Here is a 23,594-nt window from a genome sequence, read left to right on the forward strand (position 1 = left end):
GGCTTCTCTACATGAGAAGCCGCTCTCGCGTTAAAATAACACTACTTTTTTTAGTCATAATCATTTCGGTGTTTTTCAACACGTACAATGAGATGTTTGCTAATACATTGATTTTATTTTTTATTTTTGTCAGCCTGTGTTGATGAAAACATTAAAGCACGGGAAAAGTAGGCGTTTACTTTTCCCGTATTTACTTAGGATTTTGTTTCATGTCCACAAAACCAGAGATATTCAAGACCCCTTCGTTGTCCGAGCGAGCCAGCCAGTTGTTGCGTGAGATGAAGTGGGTGTTGTTCGCCGTTTTAGGGGTGGCATTGTTGCTCATGCTTGTGTCGTATGATGCGCGCGACCCTGGGTTTAACCATGTGAGCAGTCAACAACCCCGTATTTATAATTGGGTGGGGGCGCTTGGTGCTTGGGTGGCGGATATGACTTTATACGTGTTTGGGCTATCCGCTTACTGGTGGGTGGTTTTATGTGGCTTGATTATTTGGGTGGGGTACCGTCGGTTTTTACATCTAAGTTTATTTTCAAGCGAAGAGCGTCAAGCCATCTTGGAGAATGCCGACATCTCTCGTGATAAATTTTTATTCCGTTTGGGTTTTGCGGTTTTGCTATTTGCCAGTATGGGCTTGGAAGCCCGCCATATGGAAGGCTGGTCAATTGCTTTGCCGTACAAAGCAGGCGGTGTGTTGGGCAATATGATTTCAGGTGGCCTAAGCATGGTCGTTGGTCAGATTTTTACCACTTTATTGCTACTGGTGTTTTTTTGTGCGGGCTTGAGTTGGTTTTTTAATTTCTCGTGGCTGAGTGTGTGTGAAAAAGTCGGCACAGTCATTGAACATTTATTTTTGAGCATCAAAACTTACGTGACGGCCAAAGAAGATGAAAAGGTCGGCGAAGTGGTCGCTGCTGCGCGTGAGCGCGTATTGGAGCAGGAGAAACAACGCATTGAGACCGCGCCCCCCGTGATTATTGCCCCGCCTGCGCCCCCAGTCGTCCAATCTGAACGTGTGCACAAAGAAAAGCAAGTGTCGTTGTTTAGTGAGATGAACAACACCGCCTTGCCCGAATTGTCTTTACTCGACCCCGCAGACCCGCACCAAGAAACCGTATCAACCGACACGCTGGAATTTACATCGCGCTTGATTGAGAAAAAACTGCGTGATTTTAATGTTGAAGTGACTGTGGTCGCAGCGTATCCAGGCCCTGTCGTGACACGTTATGAGATAGAACCTGCAACAGGCGTGAAGGGCAGTCAAATCGTTAATTTGGCCAAAGATTTAGCACGTTCATTCGCCATGACGTCGATTCGTGTGGTTGAAACGATTCCAGGTAAAAATTGCATGGCCTTGGAATTGCCCAATCCTAAACGGCAAATCGTTCGCCTGTCAGAAATCATCGGTTCACAACTGTTCCATGATTCGCATTCGCCCTTAACAGTGGCTTTAGGCAAAGACATTGGTGGTAAACCCGTGGTGGCGGACGTGGCTAAAATGCCCCATTTGCTCGTTGCAGGGACGACGGGCTCAGGGAAGTCGGTTGGTATCAACACCATGATTTTGTCATTTTTGTATAAAGCCGAACCCGCCGATGTGCGTTTAATTTTGATTGACCCCAAAATGCTTGAAATGAGCGTGTACGAAGGCATCCCACACCTGTTGTGTCCCGTTGTCACCGACATGCGTCAAGCAGGCCATGCTTTGAATTGGGCCGTGGGTGAGATGGAAAAACGCTACAAGTTGATGAGTAAACTCGGTGTGCGCAACTTGGCGGGCTACAATAAAAAAATTGATGAGGCTAAAGCAAAAGAAGAACATGTGCCCAACCCATTTAGCCTCACGCCAGATGCACCTGAACCGCTCGGTCGCCTGCCCAATATTGTCATCGTTATTGATGAATTAGCGGACTTAATGATGGTGGTCGGTAAAAAAATCGAGGAACTCATTGCGCGTATTGCCCAAAAAGCTCGAGCGGCAGGCATTCATTTAATTTTAGCGACCCAACGCCCCAGCGTAGACGTGATTACGGGCTTAATTAAAGCCAACGTGCCAACCCGTATGGCCTTTCAAGTATCCAGCAAAATTGACTCACGCACCATTCTTGACCAACAAGGCGCAGAAGCCCTGCTGGGGCAAGGTGACATGCTGTACTTGCCCTCGGGCTTAGGCATGCCCATTCGTGTGCATGGCGCGTTTGCTTCTGATGATGAAGTGCATCGTGTTGTCGAGAGTTTGAAGTTGCAGGGTGAGCCTGATTATCTCGATGAGATTTTATCGGGTGGCTCTGAAGGCGATGCCGAGTTTGGCGATTCGGATAGCAACGCTGAAGAAGTCGATGCGCTCTATGATCAGGCGGTCGCTTTGGTGATTAAGAGTCGTCGTGCTTCCATTTCTTATGTACAACGTGAATTGCGTATCGGTTACAATCGCTCGGCGCGTTTGCTTGACCAAATGGAAAAAAGTGGCGTTGTGAGCAGCATGCAAAGCAACGGCAATCGTGAGGTGCTTGCACCGTCGCATGAGTAATGTGCGCGCTTGATTTGATGTTTAAAGAATGTTGTTTAATTAACTTAGGAGGATGATATGGCTTTAAATTGGATTCAATCCGTTTGTGTAACCAGTGCAATGACGATGGCTTTGCTCGGGGTTGCCCATGCACAAAATACAGATAAAATGACAGCATCAGAGCACACGGGGCACGCGCATCATTCTGACATGGAGAAAACCACCATGCAGAAAAAAACAGACATGAACAAACATACTAAGAAAAATAATAAAAAGCATCAAGCCAATCACGGTTCCGATAAACAAGTGAAGCCTTGCGATGCTAAACCTACCGTACAAGATACGTGCAGCATGCCCAAGTAATGCAGTGAATGAAGATATCAGTTAAAAATCCGAGCTGTTTGCTCGGATTTTTATATGGTTATCTCTGAATTTACTTCGATTATTAAAAAAACTGTCACTTCTAAGTCAACTTCTGCATTTTTAAAAATAAAATAAATTTTTGATTATGATAATTATTATCATTTGTGTTAGTATAACTTTATTGGGCTGAATTATTAATTTGGTCTTGGTCGTGGTTTTGATTTAATTTTTTGAATATGTTTGAATATGAAGAGGAGTGAAGCGAAGATGAAAGCATCTATGTTGGCGTTGGCTTTAAGTACCGTGGTTTTAGTGGGATGTGGTGAAAAAACTGAATCGAAAGTGGATGTAAAACCTTTGGAAAATACAAGTGCATCAACAGCTGTACCTACTGATGCTCAGTTAGTGCTTTACACTTCGCGCTCAGAGCAATTGATTAAGCCCATTACCGATGCTTATGAAAAAGAAACAGGCGTGAAAGTGGTCTTTGTATCGGATAAAGAGGGTCCGTTGATGGAGCGTTTAGCGGCTGAAGGTGCGAATACACCCGCCGATGTTTTGATGACGGTGGATGCAGGTAACTTGTGGCAAGCGACTCAAAAAGGCTTATTACAAGCAATAGACTCCTCAGTGTTGACTGCTAATATCCCATCACATTTACGGGACCCGAACAATGAGTGGTTTGGTTTATCGGTGCGTGCTCGTACAATTTTCTTTAATAAAGATAAGGTCAAGCCTGAACAACTGTCTACTTATCAAGACTTGGCTTCAAGCAAATGGGCGGGTAAACTGTGCTTGCGCACGTCGAAAAAAGTGTATAACCAATCCTTAGTGGCCATGCTCATTGCCGAAGATGGTCAGGCCGCTACCGAAAAAACAGTAAAAGGCTGGGTTGATAATTTAGCTGCTCCTGTATTCCCTGACGATACTAAATTGTTAGAGGCAATTGATGCGGGTCAATGTGATGTTGGGATTGCCAATACCTATTACTACGGTCGTATGCTTGATAAAAATCCTAACCTGAATGTGACTCTCTTTTGGGCGAATCAAAAAGCGAAAGGCACGCATGTGAACGTATCAGGTGCGGGCGTAGTGAAATATGCGAAACACAAAGAGCAGGCTGTGAAATTTATGGAGTGGTTGTATTCTGAAAAAGCCCAAGGCATGTTTGCCGATAGCAATTTAGAATACCCTGTGAATATCAAGGTCAAGCCCAGTACCATTGTGAATCAGTGGGGGGAGTTCAAACAAAACCCAATCAATGTCAGCCAAGCGGGCGCGGTTCAAGCACAAGCCGTGATGTTGATGGATAAAATGGGCTATAAATAATAAATGAATGAATAACGTAAGGCCCGTAATCTCGTTCATGATGAGGTTGCGGGCTTATTTTTTATTTAAAAATAGAAAGCTTTAATTGAATCGATTGAAGTCATTATTAAATTGTTTAGGTGGTTCTTTTGATGCCAATGCTTCGGGCTTGTTGCTGCTCAGTAGTGTGACTTTACTGCCATTGTTTGTTATTTTGTCGTCGATGGGGCAAGCAGATGATACGGTTTGGCAACATATCAAACACAATCAATTGTCGCTGCTGATTTGGAACACCGTCATTTTGCTGTTGTTGGTGTCGTTGTTTGCGTTATTGATAGGCACATCGTTGGCGTGGTGGGTGACCATGCATGACTTTAAAGGGCGGCGTTTTTTTGAATGGGCATTGATGCTGCCGTTGGCAATGCCTGCGTATGTCATGGCCTTTACACAACTTGGTTTGTTTGATTACACAGGACCTGTTCAATCATTTTTGCGCGCAATTTTAGGTGCAAATGTACAGGCGTTTTTCCCTTTACGCAGTGCGGCTGGGGTGGCGTTGGTGATGAGTTTGGCCTTTTATCCTTATGTGTATTTGTTGGCGCGGATTGCCTTTCAATCGATGGGGCGACGTGCGCTTGAGGTGGGGCAGTCCTTTGGTTACTCGCCACGAATTGCTTTTTGGCGAGTGGCTTTGCCGATGGCGCGACCGTGGTTGGTTGGTGGCGTGATGCTGGTGGCGATGGAAACATTGGCAGATTTTGGTGCGGTTTCAATATTCAATTACGATACCTTGACCACTGGGGTGTATAAAGCGTGGTTCGCGCTATTCTCGCTATCGACGGCAATGCAGTTGGCGGGATTTTTGCTCTTAGGCGTGGTGACGGTTGTGTCGATTGAGCGCATTGTTCGTGGTCAAAGATCGTACATTGCGGTCGGCTCGGCGAGCAAAAATCAACGTACACTTTTACGCGGTTGGGCTGCGTGCGGCGTAATCTCATGGTGTGTCATCGTGTTGGGTTTAGCCTTTGTGTTGCCCGTTGGACAGTTATTGATTTGGGCGTGGCCGACTTGGCGTGTGGATTTAAACACTGATTTTATGGCGTTTGTACGAGGCTCATTGGGCTTGTCGGCGATAGCGGCTTTGAGCGTTACGACAGTGGCTTTGTGCATGAGTGTGTTTAAACGGCGTACACGCTCACCGTGGGTATCGGCGTTGGTCATGGCGTCGACTTTGGGCTACGCTGTGCCGGGGACTGTATTGGCGGTTGGTGTGTTTGTGCCCGTGGCGTGGTTGGACAATTGGCTCATTGGCTCATTGGGGTTGAATGTGGCCAGTGGCGCAATTTTAAAAGGCTCTTTGTGGGTCATGATGTGGGCGTATGTTGTTCGTTTTTTGGCAGTGGGGTTTTCCTCCGTGGATGGTGCGATGCAGCGGGTCACGGTGAGTCAAGAGCGAGCGGCACGCTCCTTGGGGTTGAATGCTTGGTCGATGATGTGGCGTGTTTATTTACCTTTAACGCGCGGTGGTGTGTTGACGGCGATGTTGATGGTTTTTGTCGATGTGATGAAAGAAATGCCGATGACGCTGATGACGCGCCCATTCGGCTGGGAAACATTGTCGGTGCGAATTTTTTCTCTAACGACCGAAGGCTTGTGGAGAGAAGCGGCGTTGCCTTCTTTGGCTTTGATTGTGTCGGGCTTGTGCCCTGTGTTGTATTTGGCTTGGCAAGGACATCAAAAAGGAAATATTTAAATGGATTTAAAAGTCAGTCACATTAAACACAGTTACGGTCATAAGAACGTGTTGACGGATTTGAGTTTTGAGTTGAATGCAGGTGAAATTGCATGTTTGCTCGGTGGCTCTGGAAGCGGAAAGTCCACGGTGTTAAGGACAATTGCAGGTTTTGAACGTATTCAGTCGGGGCAAATTAGCATGAGCGGGCAGGTGTTAAGTGCTGCACACGTGCATATGCCCGCACACGAGCGTCAAATTGGTATGGTGTTTCAGGACCATGCGCTGTTTCCACATTTAACTGTGGCGGATAATATAGGCTTCGGTTTGTTCAAGTGGGCAAAAAAGACTCGTGAAGCGCGAGTGCAACAATTGCTCACCTTGATTCACCTGGAAGGCTATGACAAATTGTTTCCGCATGAGTTGTCTGGTGGACAACAACAGCGCGTAGCCTTGGCACGTTCGTTGGCACCACGCCCTAAATTGTTGCTGCTTGATGAGCCTTTTTCAAGTTTGGATGTTGAGTTACGTGAACGCTTGGCCCGTGAAGTGCGTGACATTCTCAAGTCAGAAGGTGTGACTGCCATCATGGTGACGCATGACCAAAATGAAGCATTTGCTGTCGCGGATATGGTGGGGGTGATGCATCAAGGGCGAATCGAACAATGGGATTCGCCTTATGTTTTGTACCACAAACCGAGCACCCGTTATGTCGCTGATTTTATTGGGCAAGGTGTGTTTGTGCGTGGCGTGGTGACGGGCAAGCAACGTATTTGTCTGGAGTGGGGCGAGTTTGCAGTGCCCGCCTTGCATATGATGCAAGAGGGTGATGTGCTGGATGTGCTGATTCGTCCCGATGATTTAATACACGATGATAAGGTCACTTCAACAGCAGTCGTCACATCTAAGGTGTTCCGAGGTACGGACTTTATGTACACGTTGAAAATGCCTTCAGGACAAGAAGTATTGGCGCAAGTGCCCAGCCATCATTGTCATGAAATAGGTGAAACAATTGGGCTGTATCTTGACTTAGAGCATTGGAATTTTTTTCCAAGAGACAAAAATCAGTAGCTCATGTCATTCGTTTATTTGGGCGCGTTTTTTTGCTGGATGCGCAAGGCAATTTGGCTCGCCAGTTGCAAGGTGGCATCCCAAACATCGCCCTTAGTCAGACCCTTGGCGAGTCGGTCTAACTCATGCGTGCGTTGCAGGGCATTTTTTAAAAATGCTAGACTCAATGCTTGAATGGCTTGCGGCATGAGTTTTTCTCGTGCGCCCCAAACACGGCGATTGCGCATCGCGCTTCCGAGCGACTCGCCTTGTTGTACATCATGTTTGAGTGCGGTTAAAGTGCGCACATCTTCAGTTAACGCCCATAGCACCAGAACAATCGATTCGCCTTCGGCTTTTAGCCCTTCAATCATTCGACAGACGCGGGCAGTATCGCCCGCCAGCAGACCTTCTGATAGTCCAAATACATCGTAACGCGCGACGTTGAAAACACTTTGTTGCACCTGTTCATCGCTCAACTGCCCCGCAGGGAATAGTAAAGCGAGTTTTTGAATTTCTTGGTGAGCGGCGATGAGGTTGCCTTCAAATTGTTGGCTCATCAATTGCAATGCGGAGGGACTGGCGGTTTGTCCGTTGACTTTTAGGCGTTCAGAAATCCAACGGGGCAAGTGCGCCAGCGCAACGTTTTGAATCTCAATCAGTTCGCCTGCCGAGGACAGTGCCTTGAACCAAACACTGTTTTTGCTGGTTTTATCGAGTTTGGGTAAGGTGATGATAATGAGCGTGTCGTCAGAGAGTTGAGCGGTTAAATACTTCAATGCATCACTGCCGTCTTTGCCGGGCTTGCCCGAGGGAATGCGCAACTCAACAATTTTCCGCTCGCCAAACAGCGACAGGCTTTGCATGGACTCGGTGAGTTGCCCCCAGTCAAAACGCCCTTCGACATTCAATACTTCTCGTTCGGTGTAGCCTTCAGCGCGAGCAGTCGCACGCAAAGCATCAACGGTTTCTTGGGTCAACAGCACTTCATCAGAGCTGATGAGGTACAACGATTTGAGCGGTGAGCGAAAAGAGTGAGCCATACTTTATTTGCTTGCTGAGAGCTTGATTGAACGTAAGCGATATTGCATTTGCGTCGCCAGTTCAATGTCGAGGTCATTGTATAAGCGCGCGGTTTCTAAGTCCAAACTGGTGTCGTAACCATCGCCTGCGGATAAGGTGCGTGAGACTGAAATGCGCGAGGGCGGAATCAGTTGATTTTTTTGAGCCGTATAGGCTTGCAAGGTGGCGGATGTCGTTAAGCGGTACTCGACCGCGCGCCCCGCCGAATTGGTGTTCGATACCGCTTTGCTGTGACTGATTTCGCCAATTTCTGCAATGACTTGTGCGGGCGCAGGCGGTTTAACCAAAATCACTTGGCCGCGCATGATGTCTTGCAACTGAGTGGTTAAGTTGCTTTTTTGGTCGGCAACGATAGATAAGGTGCTGTATGTGACCGCCGTCATGCTTGTTGCGCCGCGCAGGTGAAAACCACATGCAGTCATAAGCATGGTGGCGAAGGAGGCAATGACAAATTTTTTAGCTGAAAACATGGCGCACCCTATCTAGGTTTTAGATTAGACAACGATATTAATGAGTTTATTGGGCACGACAATGAATTTTTTCACAGTCAGCCCCTCGGTGAATTTTTGTACATTGGGCAACGCCAACGCCATGCTTTGTAACACATCTTTGTCAGCGGTTTTAGCGGCCGTCAACTGGTCGCGCAATTTGCCATTCACTTGAACCATGTACGTCACATCGTTACGCTCAAGTGCGCTGGCATCACACTCAGGCCATGCGACATCAAGCAAATCGCCGAGGTCGTTTGCATACCCCAAGTCTTGCCATAACTGATACGTCATGTGCGGCACGATGGGGTACAACGCACGGATTAAAATCGAAACCGCTTCGGGCAAGGCTTTGCCCAATGACGCGGTGTCATTTTTGCACGCCGTTTCCAACTCATTCAGCAGCTTCATGCAACCAGAAGCGACCGTGTTGTATTGCAAACGCTCGTAATCAAAGTTGATTTGTTTGAGCAAGGTATGCACCGTGAAGCGCAATTCTTTTGCTGCCGCGCTCGGCGTTAATTCAGCGGTATTCAAGGCTGCGATGCTGTCTTTTTGGGACTGGCAAAAATTCCATACCCGTTTCAAGAAACGGTGAGAACCCTCAACACCCGAATCCGACCATTCCAACGTTTGTTCAGGTGGTGAAGCAAACATGGTGAACAGGCGGGCGGTATCCGCGCCGTATTGTTCAATCAAGGCTTGTGGGTCAATGCCATTGTTTTTTGATTTCGCCATTTTTTCCGTGCCACCAATGTGGACGGCTTGGCCATCGGCTTTGAGCTTGGCGGCAATTGGGCGACCTTTGTCATCGTGTTCGACTTCGACATCCGCAGGGTTAAACCAAATTTTTTGGCCGTTATCTTTTTCGCGATAATACGTTTCGTTCAACACCATGCCTTGCGTGAGTAGATTTTTGAATGGCTCGTTGAATTTAACCAAGCCCATGTCGCGCATGACCTTGGTCCAAAAGCGGGCGTACAGTAAATGCAAAATCGCATGCTCAATCCCGCCGATGTACTGATCCATCGGCATCCAATAATCATTGCGCTCATCGACCATCGAGTCTGCATTCGGGCTGGTGTAACGCATGTAATACCAAGACGAATCAATGAACGTGTCCATGGTATCTGTTTCGCGACGCGCAGGCTTGCCGCAGCTTGGGCAAGCGACGTTTAAAAAGTCTTCGCGTTTATTCAGCGGATTGCCCGAACCATCGGGGATACAGTCTTCGGGCAAGACCACAGGCAAGTCTTTTTCGGGCACAGGCACGACCCCGCATGATTCGCAATGAATCAACGGAATGGGTGTGCCCCAGTAACGTTGACGGCTGATGCCCCAGTCGCGCAAGCGGTAGGTGGTTTTGAGTTCGCCGAGTTTTAAGGTTGCTAAATGGTTAGCTACTATTTTTATAGCCCTGTAAAAATTACAATCATTTAAGCTATTGATGTCTTTAATATTTGAATTTATGCAATAGCCATATTCAGCATGTTCTGGAAGCCATTGCGTATCATCGTATTTCCAGCCATCTTGGGCGATGCCTGTTGTGTTTTCATCTTCGTAATCCCACTTGGGTGAAATATTTGTTGTGTTTTCATAGCCCCCATTTTCACATTGATTGGCATGTTTGAGCGGCACGATGACGGGCTTAATGTCTAATTTGTATTTTTTAGCAAACGCAAAATCCCGCTCATCATGCGCAGGCACGCCCATCACTGCGCCATCGCCATAACTCATCAGCACATAATTACCGACCCACACATCAATCATCTCGCCCGTCAAAGGATGTTTGACCTGCAAGCCTGTGTTCATGCCTTCTTTTTCCATTGTTGCCATGTCGGCTTCCATCACAGAACCGAGTTTGCATTTGTCAATGAAGGCTTGTAATTCTGGATTGTTCTGTGCCGCATGCGTTGCCAGTGGATGCTCGGCAGCCACTGCGCAGAATGTCACGCCCATAATCGTATCGGCGCGGGTGGTGAACACGTACATTTTGCCATCTTGAATCAGTTCGCCCACTTGATTTTTGATGTCGTGGGTGAAAGCGAAACGCACGCCGACGCTTTTGCCTATCCAGTTTTTTTGCATCAATTTGACGCGCTCTGGCCAGCCCAAATCATCCAAGTCCTTGAGCAACTCTTCGGCGTATTTTTCATTGGCAATATTGAGGTAGTAACCTGGAATCTCGCGTTTCTCAACCAACGCACCCGAACGCCAGCCGCGACCGTCAATGACTTGCTCGTTGGCTAAGACGGTTTGGTCAATTGGGTCCCAGTTGACGATTTGAGTTTTGCGGTATGCGATGCCTTTTTCAAGCATTTTTAAGAAAAACCATTGGTTCCAACGGTAGTATTCAGGTTGGCAGGTGGCAAACTCGCGTGACCAATCAATCGCTAAACCCATGGCTTGCATCTGTTTTTTCATGTACGCGATGTTGTCGTAAGTCCATGCGGCGGGCGGTACATTGTGGGTCATTGCGGCATTTTCTGCGGGCATGCCAAAGGCATCCCAGCCCATCGGCATCAACACGTTGTAGCCTTTCATGCGCAGTTGGCGCGTCATCACGTCGTTGATGGTGTAGTTGCGCACGTGCCCCATGTGTAATTTGCCCGAAGGATAGGGCAACATTGAGCAGGCATAAAACTTGGGTTTATCTTTGTTTTCGGTGACGGTGTACACGTCGCCTGCTTGCCAAGTGGCGCGAACGGCAGTTTCAAGGGCGGATGGGTTGTAAGGTGTTGAGGGCGTGGTCATAATGGCTTCAATATGAATTGCTGATAGGGTTGAACGAATATAAAACGTGTGGTTGATGCAAGGTGTTCTTGCCAAATGTTTGTGGATTCTTTATTGGTGATTGGGTGATGAAAATATCGCAAACAAAATCACTTAAAAAATCACTAAAAACATCATGCCTCATTCAAAAAATGAGGCATTTTTTATTGGGTTTAAGCCGCCATTATATCGCTATTCGGGCGGTGGACGCTTAGCTTTTGGCTGGCGCGTGAGTGGCGTATGGCGTTTGTTTAGCGTTTGTTCATGTCGCTGATGGGGCTGCTGGCGGGCGTTTCGTCGACGCTGTCTTCGAATTTGACCGCTTGGTAACCTGCGACATTGTTTTCAAACGTTGAGCGTGGGTCGCTGTTGCCCAGTGCGCCTAAGCCTTTGAGTTCCAATTGAAAGAAAATCGAGTTGCTCGCGGTGTTTGTACTGCTCGAAATCGTGCGTTCTCCCAAAAGGCGGAAAACCCAGCAGTCTTTGACGTATTCAATACCGATGATGCCTTCAGAAATGCGGTTGCTTTCGAGGTCATATTTAATGCGAGACACGCCGTATAAGGATTTGGATATTTGACTGAGCGGCCATTGGGCTGAGGCATATACTGAGCGAGTGAGGTTGCTGCTCGAGATGCTGTTTTTGTTGAAGCCAATGTTGATGACCTTTTTGAGCGCGGGCTGCCAGCGCAAATTAAAGTCAAATTTTAGTAATTTACTGTTGTCAAAGTTATATTGTGCAAACGTGTCGAGCCAAAAGTGCTTTTCAACTTGCCCTGAGGCTGAGAGCAACAGATCTGATTTACGATTGCTGTTGGTTGTGCCGCCTGGCAGTGTCACGCGTTGTTCTTGGAAGTAGTGGCGCTGCGCGGCAGTGATTTGGAAGAGCTGCTCGCCTGTGGCTTGCGCCAACCAACGGCTGGTTAAGCCAAGTGAAACTTGATTCGCTTCTCCGATGCGGTCTCGACCTGTGAAAATGTTTTCACCATAAATGTGCGATAAATCAAAGTCGGCGAGAGCTGAGTCAAAGTTCCATATTTTGCTTTGGTCTCTATAAGGAATGTACAAATAGTACGCGCGTGGCTCAAGGGTTTGAATCACGGGTTGCCCCAGCCATTTGGCGTTGTCGCGTTCAAAGATAAGCCCCGTGTCCAAGCTGGTGATGGGCAATATGCGACTTGGGTCTTTGTCGTACGCGCTGTCTACTCGAGACAGATTGTATTGAGTGGCATATAGACCAACTTTAGGAATCACAAAACCTGCTGCATTGCGATATTCGTAACGAATGCTTGGGTAGGCCACATGACGCCAGCCTTCGGCGTAGCTTGTGTTTGGGTGAGTGAAGCGCGTGCTTTCGATGTCAACATTGGCGACCCAGTTGCCTTGACGCTCCGCGCCCGTGATGCTCAGTTGTGGTTCAAAATCATAGGGCACGCTGACGCTGTTGGTCGCATCTTGTAACGTTTGATTGGTTTTTTGGCGCAGGCGTGTCGTCCAGTTGCCTTGGCTCAGTTGCACTGCATATTCGCTGGTCAAAATGCGGTTGGATGCGTTGGTGTTTGGCGTGCGGATGTCGTCTAAATAAGCATTGTCCGAGGCGCGTTGTGCATCCACATCCACTTGCCATTTGGCCTCACCCAAGTCGCCCGACATGCTGTGTTGGATGCGCCAGTAGTGGCGTTGGCTGTCGGTTAGTTTGTCATTTGGCAGGTAGTTGGCGTATATCGAGCCTTGCCCGTATTGACGGGTGAGGTAACGGTATTCGCCTCCTAACTTAACGCCTCGTTTGGTCGTGATGCCTGGGTAAAGGGTTAAATCATAGTTAGGGGCAAGATTGAAATAGTAAGGAACGACTAAATCTACGCCCGTACTGGTTGAGATGCCAAGGGTCGGTGTCAATAAGCCCGATTGACGGCGATTGCCTATGGGAAACTGCATATAAGGCGTGGCTAAAATCGGTAAGTTCTTAAAAATCAGAACAGAGCTTGTGCCTGTGGCAAGGTCGCTGTCTTGGTCAACCAGCAATGTTTTGCTTTTTAAATACCAGTCTGGGTCTTCGGCTCGGCAGGTGGTGTAATACGCTTCTTGCATGAGGGCGCGACGACTGGAGAGCATGGCGAGTGACTCGGCCTTGCCTCGTCCTTCTGTGGCGTTGATTTTAAATGTGCTGTTGTCCACTTCTGCTTTTTGGGTGGCGAGATTGTATTGAATCACTTGTCCCGACACTTCATCACCTGCCCCATTGCGCATGACGGCGTGACCTGTTGCGGCGACTTGTTCGCTGGGGTAGTCGTAATTGATTTGATCGCCTTGTACGCGCATGTCGTTGCGGGCAACACAGGCTTTACCGTTGAGAATCAGGTTGTCATTGACTTGTCCGCGCAGATGGTCGGCATCGGCGATGGTGCTGTCTGTAGGTTGGGCTTGGATGGTTGCACCCGTGAGGTCGTCGCAGTATGGCAGGGCATTTTTAGGGCCGTGTGGTAATAAGAACTTCTCTTTGCGGCTTTCAGTTGTAGTGGCTGTGCTGTGTGCAGTAGGGGCTGCGGTGGGCTTCACATTTTCGAGGGGGGCGGGTGTTGGGTCTTGCTTGGCGGTGTCGATGCTCACTTGTGCGTGGCTGTAAATCGAAACTGTCGAGAGCAACATGACCACAAAGCGCACATGCTGTACCAATGGCTTCATTAATAACAAGGAGGGGGTTTTCAACATAACAATAGCCAACAAAAATGTGTCATCTAACGTTTATTCGGTGACGACTCAAAAGATGAGAACGGTGCATTTGGCGCACAGATTCAGGTAAAATGCAGCGTTCTAAAAACACGGAGCAGACGCAAGACCGACTATTTGCGCTACGAAAACAGCTGCAATTGTACCCGATTATGTTCATTGTGGAGAAGTAAGCTGTATGTGCGCTCAAATTCGGTCGTTGGGTATGTTTGAGGTGGGTTTCATCTTTTCATTTTTTATATAGACAAGCATCATGAATACAATATTACCGCAGGATGAGCGCGTCAATGCCTTGGCGCAATGGTTGAAAACGTTGCCAGCAGATTTTCAGATTCAACACGACACGTTGAGTGTGGCCTCGGCGGATGCAAGTTTTCGCCGTTATTTTCGCGTGCAAAGCAGTCGTTCAACGCATCCGTCGCTGATTATTATGGACGCGCCACCTGCGCATGAGGATTGCAAGCCTTTTATTCATGTGGCGGAGCTGTTCGGGCGCAGCGGCGTGAATGTGACGCACATTTTGGCTCAAGATTTGACGCAAGGTTTTTTGTTGTTGAGTGATTTGGGGGCGGCCACCTATTTGTCGGTGTTGGACAATGATTTGAAGCAAGCCGATGGTTTGTATCGCGATGCCCTGTCGGCCTTGGTTCGCTTACAAAAGGCGAGCACCCCAGATGAGTTGCCCATGTACGACCGTGAGCGTTTGCTCAACGAAATGTTACTATTTCCGCAATGGTATCTTGGTGTGCATAAAAATTACCCCCTAACAGATGCCCAAACGGCTCAATTGACTCGCATCTACAATGTGTTGCTCGACAATAACCTTGCGCAGAGCCAAGTTTGGGTGCATCGGGATTATCATAGTCGTAATTTAATGGTCGTGAATGGACATAATCCAGGCATTTTGGATTTTCAAGATGCGGTGTATGGCCCGATAACCTATGATTTGGTGTCTTTATTGCGCGACGCGTATATTGAATGGGATGAGGCGCAGCAAATTGATTGGTTGGTGCGTTATTGGGAACAAGCCCGAGCAGAAGGGTTGGCTGTACCCACTGCATTTGACGATTTTTATCGTGATTTTGAGTTCATGGGGTTACAACGGCATTTGAAAGTATTGGGTATCTTTGCGCGCTTGTATCATCGCGATGGCAAGTCGGGCTATTTGAAAGATTTACCGTTGGTGCTCAAGTACACTCGCCAAGTGGCCGCGCGTTATCGTGAGTTTGCACCGTTACTGCATATTTTGGATGCTGTGGCAGACGATGCTGCTGATACAACTCAAGTCGGTTATACGTTTTAAATAGGGCGAGTCGACTTGAAGTTTAATCTTTCGAGTTTTGAGTTTTATTTTTTATGTTTTGAAGGGATGTCATGATACAGGTTGCCATGATTTTTGCAGCAGGGCGCGGCGAGCGCATGCGGCCGCTGACGGATGTTAAACCCAAGCCCTTGCTTGAGGTGGCGGGTAAACCGTTGATTGTGTGGCAAATTGAGGCGATTGCTCAAGCCGGTATCCACGATATTGTCATTAATCACGCGTGGTTGGGCGAGCAAATTCCAGTGGCGTTAGGCGATGGTTCTCAGTTTGGCGTGCGTTTGCATTACTCTGCTGAAGGTGAGGCGCTTGAAACTGCAGGCGGCATTGCGAAGGCGTTGCCATTGCTTAAATCATGTAGCGACAGCCCGATTTTTTTAGCGGTCAGTGGCGATGTTTACACGAATTATAATTACGCGCGCTTGCATGCTAAAGCCGCCGAGCTGGCTCGTATGGAACAACCTCACATGCATTTGGTCATGGTCAATAATCCAAGTTTTCATCAAGCGGGCGATTTTGCACTCGATGCGGGCAAGCTGTACTCAATTGAAGCGGATGTTGGGCAAAAGCTAACTTTTGGCAACATTGGTTTGTACGACATGCGTTTGTTTGAGCCATTGCCCGTTGGCGATAAAATCCCCATGAGTCCGTATTATCGTGACGCGGTTGCGCAAGGCGTGGCGAGCGGCGAGTATTTTGATGGTGTTTGGGAAAATGTGGGAACGGCTGTGCAATTGGAGGCTTTAAATCAAAATTTAAGCCAAAACACCTCTAATCTTTTGGTTCGCTCTTAACTTTGCATTGGGCGCATTGGGTGTCTACTTTGTCCCACTATGTTCGATAAAAAAAGCCGCTCAATTTAAGCGGCTTTTTTTGATGTTAAGTCATAGACGGCAGTGCGCTTAAGTGTGCGTACAGGCCATTTTGAGCCAAAAGCTGTTCATGCGTGCCTTGTTCAACAATCTGCCCTTCATTCATGACGATGATGCGATCTGCTTTTTGAATCGTCGATAAACGATGAGCAATGATGATGCTGGTGCGACCTTGCATCAAGTGCTCAAGGGCTTGTTGCACCGCTCGTTCAGACTCGTTATCGAGCGCGCTGGTTGCTTCGTCTAAAATCAATAACGGCGCATCTTTTAAAATCGCTCGTGCAATGGATAAACGCTGTCGTTGTCCGCCCGAAAGTTGGTTGCCATTGTTGCCTATTTCCATGTCCCAACCGTTGGGGTTGTCTTGAACAAAATCCCAAAGATTCGCCGCTTTTAAGGCGTGTTCAACATCTTTGGGGGTGGCATTTGGCTTACTGTAAGCAATGTTGTTGTATAACGTATCGTTGAATAAAAACACGTCTTGCGACACCAATGCTATTTGTTGACGCAAGCTGGCCAAATCAATGTCATTCAGTTTGTGTGAGTCGAGGTAAATCACGCCTGATGACGGCTCAATGAAACGCGGTAACATGTTGATTAAACTGGTTTTTCCACTGCCTGAGCGACCAATTAAAGCCACTTTTTCGCCCGCTTTAATTTCAAGATTGAAATCATTCAGTGCTTTTCGTGTTTGGTTGTCATAACTAAGGTCGATGTGTTCAAAACGCAGTTGCCCCGTAGAGTGCTTTAATTTGATTGTGCCTGTATTGCTTTCAGACGGCTCGTCAATAAATTCAAATACCATATCGGCCGCGACAAACATGCGTTGCATCGGCGTGCTGAGATTGGACAAATTTTTCAAGGGACTAATCAATTGCATCATGGCCACGATAAAAGCCATGAACTCACCTACGGTGGTGATGCCGTGCTGACTTTGCCAAAGGGCTATAAAGATAACCACCGCCAGAGCCAAAGAGGCAATCAATTCACTAATAGGCGATTTGGCAGACGTGGCTTGAGCCAATTTTTTAGTAAAACGCAAAATGGCATTGTTTTCCGCCGCAAAACGTTCTTCAGCATGCGATTCACCGCCGTACAGCTTCACCACTTTGTGACCGTCATACGTTTCATGAATGGTGTGGGCTAGACTTTTTAATTTCAGTTGAGAATCTTGGTTCAAAACCCGTAATCGTTTTCGAAAATAGCGCGACAAAAGCCCCAAAATTGGAAAAATCAATAAAACAATTAAACACAATTGCCAATTGAGGTATAGCAACACACAGACCAGCCCTAATACGGTCAAAGAGTCGCGTGAAAGAGTGATGAACACACTGGTGGCATTGCCAATCGCGGCCTCAGCATCCAGTAAAAAACGGTTGCTCGCAAATGCACTCGGGTGTGACGATTGATATTTTGCAGGCAAGTGGAGCATTTTATGAAACATCAGACCCCGTACTTCTTTAAGCACCACTGCGCCGACCCACGATAACTCATAATTGCTGATGTAGCGACAGATGCCTCGAAATATAATCAGTACAATCAAGAAAGTAGGCACTAACCATACTTTAGCAGGTGTGCCCCAAATCCAATAGGTGAGGGTGGCGTACAACTGCTTGATATAAGCAAAAATACCGCTGCCTTGTAAAATAGGCGGTGTATTGCTGGTTGAACTAAAACCTTGATTGATTAAAGGGGCAATAAAAGCGGCCAGATAACTCTCCGTAAACGCCACGCCAACGGTAGCAAGCAGTGCAAAAAATATACGCCACTTGTAAATAACGACATACGACATTAAACGCTGAAAGTTTTGTGTGTCTTTGATGTTAAATAAATTAGAAAAGAGATTGCGCAGCATGGGGGACTTCCAATTCGTAAAATTCAAGCTTCTGTGGCGGCTATTATCTCTTGATTTTAACATGCTTAGGCGATATAAAGCGTATTGCAAAATGTCTGGTTTGTTGTTTAAGTTGGATTTGGATTTTAAAAGCAGCTAGGTTTGACCTTTGAGTGAGCAGGCAATGTTATAATACGCAGTTACAGGAGTTTTTTTGATGCTTGTTTTCAATTTTTAAATATTGAATATTAAGTTGAGTCAGAGCATGATGAGGGTGTTAATGCGACGTTTTAAGTTGTTTGGTTAAGCGAGGGTGTTCAGATGTTAGAAATTTTAAAAAGTATCCGCTCCACGCAACAGTGGTGGTATTTGGCTTGGTTTGATATTAGACAGCGTTATCGTCGTTCGGTGCTTGGCCCTTTATGGATTACGATTACGACGGGAATTATGGTTTTAGCACTGGGTGTGCTGTGGTCTACACTTTTCAAAACTGAGATTCGCGAGTTTATGCCCTATTTTGCGGCGGGCTTGATTATTTGGGGGTTTTTATCTACCCAACTGAATGAGGCTTGCGTGGGATACGTCCAATTTGAAGGGTATATTAAGCAAATATATTTGCCTTTTCCTTTGTATGTTTTAAGATTTTGGGCGAGAAATTTGATTTTTTTAGCACATAACATGCTGGTTTTTTTGGGTGTGTGGGCTTTTTTTGGCTTTTATTGGATGCCTAATTTTCTTCAATTGATTCTAGGTTTTACAATCTTGTCCAGCATCTTGTTTTTCGCTTCAATTCCTATCGCAACGGTGTGTGCGCGCTTTAGGGATATTACACCGATAGTGCAAAGTATGATTCAAATTGCCTATTTTTTCACCCCTATCATGTGGCAAATCAAAGTGTTGCCAGAGCGGTATCATTACTTGGCAGCTTACAATCCTCTATATCATATTTTGGAAATTGTTCGAGCCCCCTTGCTTGGTCAAAGTCCCGCTTTAGAATCTTGGCTGTGTTCTCTTGCTATATTGGTGTTTAGCATGCTGGTTGCCGTCTTTTTTAATAATAGATACAGTAAGCGTATTGCTTATTGGTTGTAAGACTCGAGAGAGAAATTCAGATGACCGCTTATATTTCAACCGAAAACTTGGGTGTCCACTTTCCAGTGTTCAACAGCAGCCATCGCTCACTGAAAAAAAGCATTATCAGCATATCAACGGGGGGGTTAGTCGCTAAAGACAGCCGAGACCATGTTGTGGTGCGAGCCCTTGAGGGCATTAATTTAAATTTGAAGCAGGGTGACCGCGTTGGGTTGTTGGGGCATAATGGCTCGGGTAAAACCACTTTGTTGCGCGCATTGAGTGGTGTGTATGCGCCCACCGAAGGCAAGATAGAAGTGAAAGGTCGCATTGCCACATTGCTTGATATTAATTTAGGCATGGATGGTGAGGCGACTGGCTATGAAAATATACGTATTCGTGGTTTGCTCATGGGCTTGTCTTTGGATGAGATAGAAGCCAAAATTGACGAAATTGCTGAGTTTACAGATTTAGGTGAGTATCTTGATATGCCCATGCGAACCTATTCTTCGGGTATGAATATGCGGGTTGGCTTTGCGGTGTCGACTGCTATTGATGCGGATATTGTATTGATGGATGAGTGGTTGTCCGTCGGAGATGCTGAGTTTCAAAATAAGGCCGCCAAACGCTTGAATGATATGGTTGAGCGCGCTTCTATTTTAGTTCTGGCCTCACACAGCATTGACTTATTAAAAAAGACATGTAATAAAATTATCCATATGGAGCACGGTCGAATAGTGGGTGTAGACCATAATGATATTGTTGATTTAGCCCAATAAACATCAAGATTTGTTTTGAATTTGAGTTAAAGACGATGAGTTAATCTGCAAAAGTCTGTTTTTATAATTGCTATCATTTTTATCAAAATCTTGTGATGAAAATGAGTGGCCCTTTGATAGAGAGTAAGCATGTTGCTTCCAGTCATTTTATCAGGCGGTGCTGGTACTCGCTTATGGCCCGCTTCACGTCAAGCATTTCCAAAACCATTTATGACTTTAGGCGGTGCTACGCTATTGCAACAAGCTGTAGAGCGAGGTTTAGCGTGTGGTACCGATGATTTTTTGATGGTGACGAATCAAGAGTATCTTTATCTGACAAAAAGCGTCCTTAAAGATTTTTCTGATGGTCTAAGAAGCACTTATTTGCTAGAGCCCAAAGGTCGAAACACGGCACCTGCCATTGCACTCGCCGCGTTATTTGTGCGCAAGCAATATGGCGATGATGCCGTTATGTTAATTTTACCAGCGGATCACTTGATTCCAGATACGGAATCGTTTGTCGCTAACGTGTTAGAAGCGAAACGTCATGCTCAGCTTGGTCAGCTTGTTACTTTCGGCGTTGTGCCTACCAGCCCAGAGACTGGTTTTGGTTATATTGAAGTCGAGAAAGCAACACGCGACTCTCAAAAGGCTTTGCGTTTTGTAGAAAAGCCCGATGCAACCACAGCTCAAGAGTATCTTGCGACAGGTCGCTACTATTGGAACAGTGGCATGTTTTGTTTTACCGCGGGAGCTATTTTAAAAGCATTTCAAGCGTACTCGCCAGAAGTGCTCGAGGCGGCGCAAAATGCAATGAGTAGCAGTAAAACTGAAAATGATGTCACAAAATTTGATGTGCATGATTTTAGTTTGCAGCCTGATATTTCGATTGACTACGCTGTCATGGAGCATGCGGATAATGTCACATTGGTTCCTGCCAAATTTGGTTGGAGTGATGTGGGTTCGTGGCCAGCTGTTGCAAATGGGTATATTCCTGATAATAGTGGCAACACTTTTCTTGCGGACGTTGTCTCTATTGACACGTATGACACGCATGTTCAAGTTGAGGCTCACAATGACAAAATTGTCGCCACTGTCGGTTTGAATAACTTAGTGATTGTTGACACTCCCGATGCTTTACTTGTCGCGCATAAAAATGTTGCGCAAAAAGTTAAAAATGTCGTTGATGTTCTTAAATCGCGTAAACATGAAGCAACTCATTTGCCCGCTTCAGTCAATCGACCATGGGGCACTTATGCAACCCTCAAAGAAGAAAAAAACTACAAAGTTAAACGTATCACGGTTTCTCCTGGTGAGTCCTTGAGTTTGCAATACCACCATCATAGAGCAGAGCATTGGGTGGTGGTGCAAGGTACAGGGGTGGTCCAAATTGGTGAGGTTGAATATACAACGAAAGCGGGGGAGTATCGCCACATTCCGCTCGGTGAAACGCACAGGTTAACTAATATTGGCGATGACGAGTTGGTTTTAATAGAGGTTCAATACGGCACGTATTTGGGCGAAGATGATATTGTTAGACTTAAAGATGTCTATGGCCGTACTTAGTTTAATATTTAAGCGAAAATTAGATTTTTTCAATGGCTTAAGTCAATGAACTATGTTTTTTACAATAGTTTTTAAGAGTTAAAAATAACGTTATTTAAGTGTTTAGCATAGAAAGGTTATATTTATGTCAATTTTAGTTACGGGTGGTGCGGGCTTTATTGGTGGTAATTTTGTGTTGGATTGGTGCTCTCTATCTGACGAGTTGCTTATCAATTTGGATAAATTGACATATGCAGGTAATTTGGACACTTTAGCGACCTTAAAGGGGCGTGATAATCATGTTTTTGTCCAAGGTGATATTGGAGATAAAACGCTTTTGGCCAAATTGCTCAAAGAATACAAGCCAAGGGCCGTGATTAACTTTGCCGCGGAATCTCACGTAGACCGTTCAATTCATGGTCCTTCTGATTTTATTGAGACCAATATTGTCGGCACGTTTAACCTACTTGAAGCCGTTCGAGCGTATTGGAATGACTTGTCTGGTAGCGATAAACAAGAGTTTCGATTTTTGCATGTTTCGACAGACGAAGTCTACGGCACTTTAGGTGAGACCGATGAGCCGTTTTCTGAAGTAACGCCTTATGAGCCGAATAGTCCATATTCGGCCAGTAAAGCCGCTTCCGATCATCTTGTTCGTGCGTGGCACCATACCTATGGGTTGCCTGTGTTGACAACAAATTGCTCTAATAATTATGGTCCATACCACTTCCCTGAAAAGCTCATTCCGCTGGTGATACTCAATGCCTTGGCGGGTAAACCACTGCCGATTTATGGAGATGGACAACAAATTCGTGATTGGTTGTTTGTCAAGGATCATTGCGCAGCGATTCGCCGAGTATTAGAAGCAGGCCGTTTGGGAGAAACCTATAACGTTGGTGGTTGGAATGAAAAAACGAATTTGGACGTTGTTAATGGTATCTGCGCTCTGCTTGATGAGTTGAAACCGCGAGCCGACGGGCGTAGTTACGCAGAACAAATCACATACGTCACCGACCGTCCTGGCCATGATCGCCGATACGCGATTGATGCACGAAAAATTGAACGTGAACTGGGTTGGAAGCCTTTAGAAACCTTTGAAACAGGTATTCGTAAAACTGTACAGTGGTATTTAGACAATCAAGAATGGGTACAGAACATTACCAGCGGTAGTTATCGTGAGTGGACTGCTAAGCAGTATGGTGCATGATGACTCATATTCCTAAAATTTTAATAACGGGCGTTAACGGTCAGGTTGGTTTTGAGCTACAACGTGCTCTTGCGCCTCTGGGCTCTCTTTTGCCGATATCACGTTCACAACTTGATTTGACAGATGGTGCCAGTATTGTTGCTTTGCTTGATGATTTAAAGCCCGATATTATTGTCAATCCAGCGGCTTACACCGCTGTCGATAAAGCAGAGGCAGACCAAGAAACGGCTCGAGCTGTTAATGCTGTAGCACCAGACTTGATGGCTCAATGGGTAGAAGCCAATGGCGCTTTACTCGTGCATTATTCGACCGACTATGTGTTTGATGGAAATCAAGCGCACGCCTATATAGAAGAAGATGACGTTCATCCTCAGTCCGTCTATGGACTGACAAAACAACAGGGTGAAGTGGCCATCATTAAGGCGACAAAACGACATGTCATCTTGCGTACAAGCTGGGTGTTTGGTGCTTACGGCAACAACTTTCTCAAAACCATGCTCCGTCTCGCTGCAGAACGCGATGCACTGTCGATTGTGAATGATCAAATTGGTTCACCCACCAGCGCATCACTTATCGCGGACGTGACGGCTCATATAGTTCGTGATTACATTGCTTTTGGTGAAGAGTTTATTGATGAGTGTACGGGCCTATTTCATTTGACCGCCAGTGGCGAAAGCAGCTGGCATGAATATGCGCAATATGTCGTTGGTTTAGCCGAGCATCTTGGTGTCGAATTGAAAGTTAAGGCAAAAGACATTAAAGGTATTCCGTCATCGGCTTATCCGACACCTGCGAAGCGGCCGATGAACTCTCGCCTCAACACCGATAAAATTAAAGCTGTGTTTGATTTGCATTTGCCAAGTTGGCAAGAGGGCGTCTTTCACGCAATTCATATGATTCGCAACAACAAATAAAGTTTATTGTTTTTGAAATCAGGAGTGGTTATTTTTTGATGAA

The 23,594-nt window shown here is 46.3% G+C and carries 17 protein-coding genes; 12 read left to right on the forward strand and 5 right to left on the reverse strand.

Annotated features, from left to right (window positions below; genetic code table 11):
* Positions 1–209: 209 nt before the first annotated feature.
* The 5 genes from DFR44_RS05745 to DFR44_RS05765 all read left to right on the forward strand — a co-directional run bounded on the left by DFR44_RS05745 (position 210) and on the right by DFR44_RS05765 (position 6,981).
* On the forward strand, positions 210–2,528 hold the full coding sequence (locus tag DFR44_RS05745; RefSeq protein WP_133619971.1) for a DNA translocase FtsK: 2,319 nt from the start codon (positions 210–212) through the stop codon (positions 2,526–2,528).
* A gap of 57 nt (positions 2,529–2,585) precedes the next feature.
* A complete protein-coding gene (locus DFR44_RS05750) occupies positions 2,586–2,870 on the forward strand; it encodes a hypothetical protein (protein ID WP_133619973.1) in 285 nt (94 codons plus the stop codon).
* Between the two features lie 267 nt (positions 2,871–3,137).
* Entirely contained in the window at positions 3,138–4,199 is a 1,062-nt protein-coding gene (locus tag DFR44_RS05755) for an extracellular solute-binding protein (RefSeq protein ID WP_211336904.1), read from the forward strand.
* 85 nt (positions 4,200–4,284) lie between these two features.
* Positions 4,285–5,931 carry an ABC transporter permease gene (locus DFR44_RS05760; RefSeq protein WP_211336905.1) on the forward strand — a complete coding sequence of 549 codons (1,647 nt, stop codon included), beginning with the start codon at positions 4,285–4,287 and terminating at the stop codon, positions 5,929–5,931.
* Entirely contained in the window at positions 5,932–6,981 is a 1,050-nt protein-coding gene (locus tag DFR44_RS05765) for an ABC transporter ATP-binding protein (RefSeq protein WP_133619975.1), read from the forward strand.
* 14 nt (positions 6,982–6,995) lie between these two features.
* Here DFR44_RS05765 and holA read toward each other — a convergent pair whose 3' ends face one another.
* From holA to DFR44_RS05785, 4 genes are all read right to left on the reverse strand, one after another.
* Positions 6,996–8,003, reverse strand: a complete 1,008-nt coding sequence (gene holA / locus DFR44_RS05770; protein ID WP_133619977.1) for a DNA polymerase III subunit delta — start codon at positions 8,001–8,003, stop codon at positions 6,996–6,998.
* A gap of 3 nt (positions 8,004–8,006) precedes the next feature.
* Complete coding sequence (locus DFR44_RS05775; RefSeq protein ID WP_133619979.1) at positions 8,007–8,513, reverse strand: LPS-assembly lipoprotein LptE; 507 nt, start codon at positions 8,511–8,513, stop codon at positions 8,007–8,009.
* A 24-nt stretch (positions 8,514–8,537) separates the two neighbouring features.
* Positions 8,538–11,285 carry a leucine--tRNA ligase gene (leuS, locus tag DFR44_RS05780; RefSeq protein ID WP_133619981.1) on the reverse strand — a complete coding sequence of 916 codons (2,748 nt, stop codon included), beginning with the start codon at positions 11,283–11,285 and terminating at the stop codon, positions 8,538–8,540.
* 269 nt (positions 11,286–11,554) lie between these two features.
* A complete protein-coding gene (locus DFR44_RS05785) occupies positions 11,555–14,014 on the reverse strand; it encodes an LPS-assembly protein LptD (RefSeq protein ID WP_133619983.1) in 2,460 nt (819 codons plus the stop codon).
* Positions 14,015–14,285: 271 nt separating this feature from the next.
* On the opposite strand from DFR44_RS05785, the gene DFR44_RS05790 reads away from it, so the two are divergent.
* Positions 14,286–15,335, forward strand: coding sequence for an aminoglycoside phosphotransferase family protein (locus tag DFR44_RS05790; protein WP_133619986.1), 1,050 nt, complete (start codon positions 14,286–14,288; stop codon positions 15,333–15,335).
* A 71-nt stretch (positions 15,336–15,406) separates the two neighbouring features.
* Positions 15,407–16,144 carry an N-acetylmuramate alpha-1-phosphate uridylyltransferase MurU gene (gene murU / locus DFR44_RS05795; protein ID WP_246012058.1) on the forward strand — a complete coding sequence of 246 codons (738 nt, stop codon included), beginning with the start codon at positions 15,407–15,409 and terminating at the stop codon, positions 16,142–16,144.
* 85 nt (positions 16,145–16,229) lie between these two features.
* Here the strand turns inward: murU and msbA are convergent, their stop codons facing one another.
* Positions 16,230–18,077 carry a lipid A export permease/ATP-binding protein MsbA gene (gene msbA / locus DFR44_RS05800; RefSeq protein WP_133619988.1) on the reverse strand — a complete coding sequence of 616 codons (1,848 nt, stop codon included), beginning with the start codon at positions 18,075–18,077 and terminating at the stop codon, positions 16,230–16,232.
* 300 nt (positions 18,078–18,377) lie between these two features.
* Between msbA and DFR44_RS05805 the strand changes: the two genes are divergently transcribed.
* The 5 genes from DFR44_RS05805 (at position 18,378) to rfbD (ending at position 23,551) form a co-directional block, all read left to right on the forward strand.
* The gene (locus tag DFR44_RS05805; protein WP_133619990.1) at positions 18,378–19,148 is read left to right on the forward strand and encodes an ABC transporter permease; all 771 of its coding nucleotides are present in this window, start codon (positions 18,378–18,380) and stop codon (positions 19,146–19,148) included.
* A gap of 20 nt (positions 19,149–19,168) precedes the next feature.
* Positions 19,169–19,906: an ABC transporter ATP-binding protein gene (locus tag DFR44_RS05810; protein WP_133619992.1), complete on the forward strand. Its 738-nt coding sequence runs from the start codon at positions 19,169–19,171 to the stop codon at positions 19,904–19,906.
* 129 nt (positions 19,907–20,035) lie between these two features.
* Entirely contained in the window at positions 20,036–21,451 is a 1,416-nt protein-coding gene (locus DFR44_RS05815) for a mannose-1-phosphate guanylyltransferase/mannose-6-phosphate isomerase (RefSeq protein ID WP_133619994.1), read from the forward strand.
* Between the two features lie 124 nt (positions 21,452–21,575).
* Positions 21,576–22,637 carry a dTDP-glucose 4,6-dehydratase gene (rfbB, locus tag DFR44_RS05820; RefSeq protein ID WP_133619996.1) on the forward strand — a complete coding sequence of 354 codons (1,062 nt, stop codon included), beginning with the start codon at positions 21,576–21,578 and terminating at the stop codon, positions 22,635–22,637.
* The gene (gene rfbD, locus DFR44_RS05825; protein WP_133619998.1) at positions 22,634–23,551 is read left to right on the forward strand and encodes a dTDP-4-dehydrorhamnose reductase; all 918 of its coding nucleotides are present in this window, start codon (positions 22,634–22,636) and stop codon (positions 23,549–23,551) included. The genes rfbB and rfbD overlap by 4 nt, the downstream gene beginning before the upstream one ends.
* Positions 23,552–23,594: the final 43 nt, after the last annotated feature.

It is taken from the genome of Hydromonas duriensis, from assembly GCF_004363775.1.
GTDB classification, from domain to species: Bacteria; Pseudomonadota; Gammaproteobacteria; order Burkholderiales; family Burkholderiaceae; genus Hydromonas; species Hydromonas duriensis.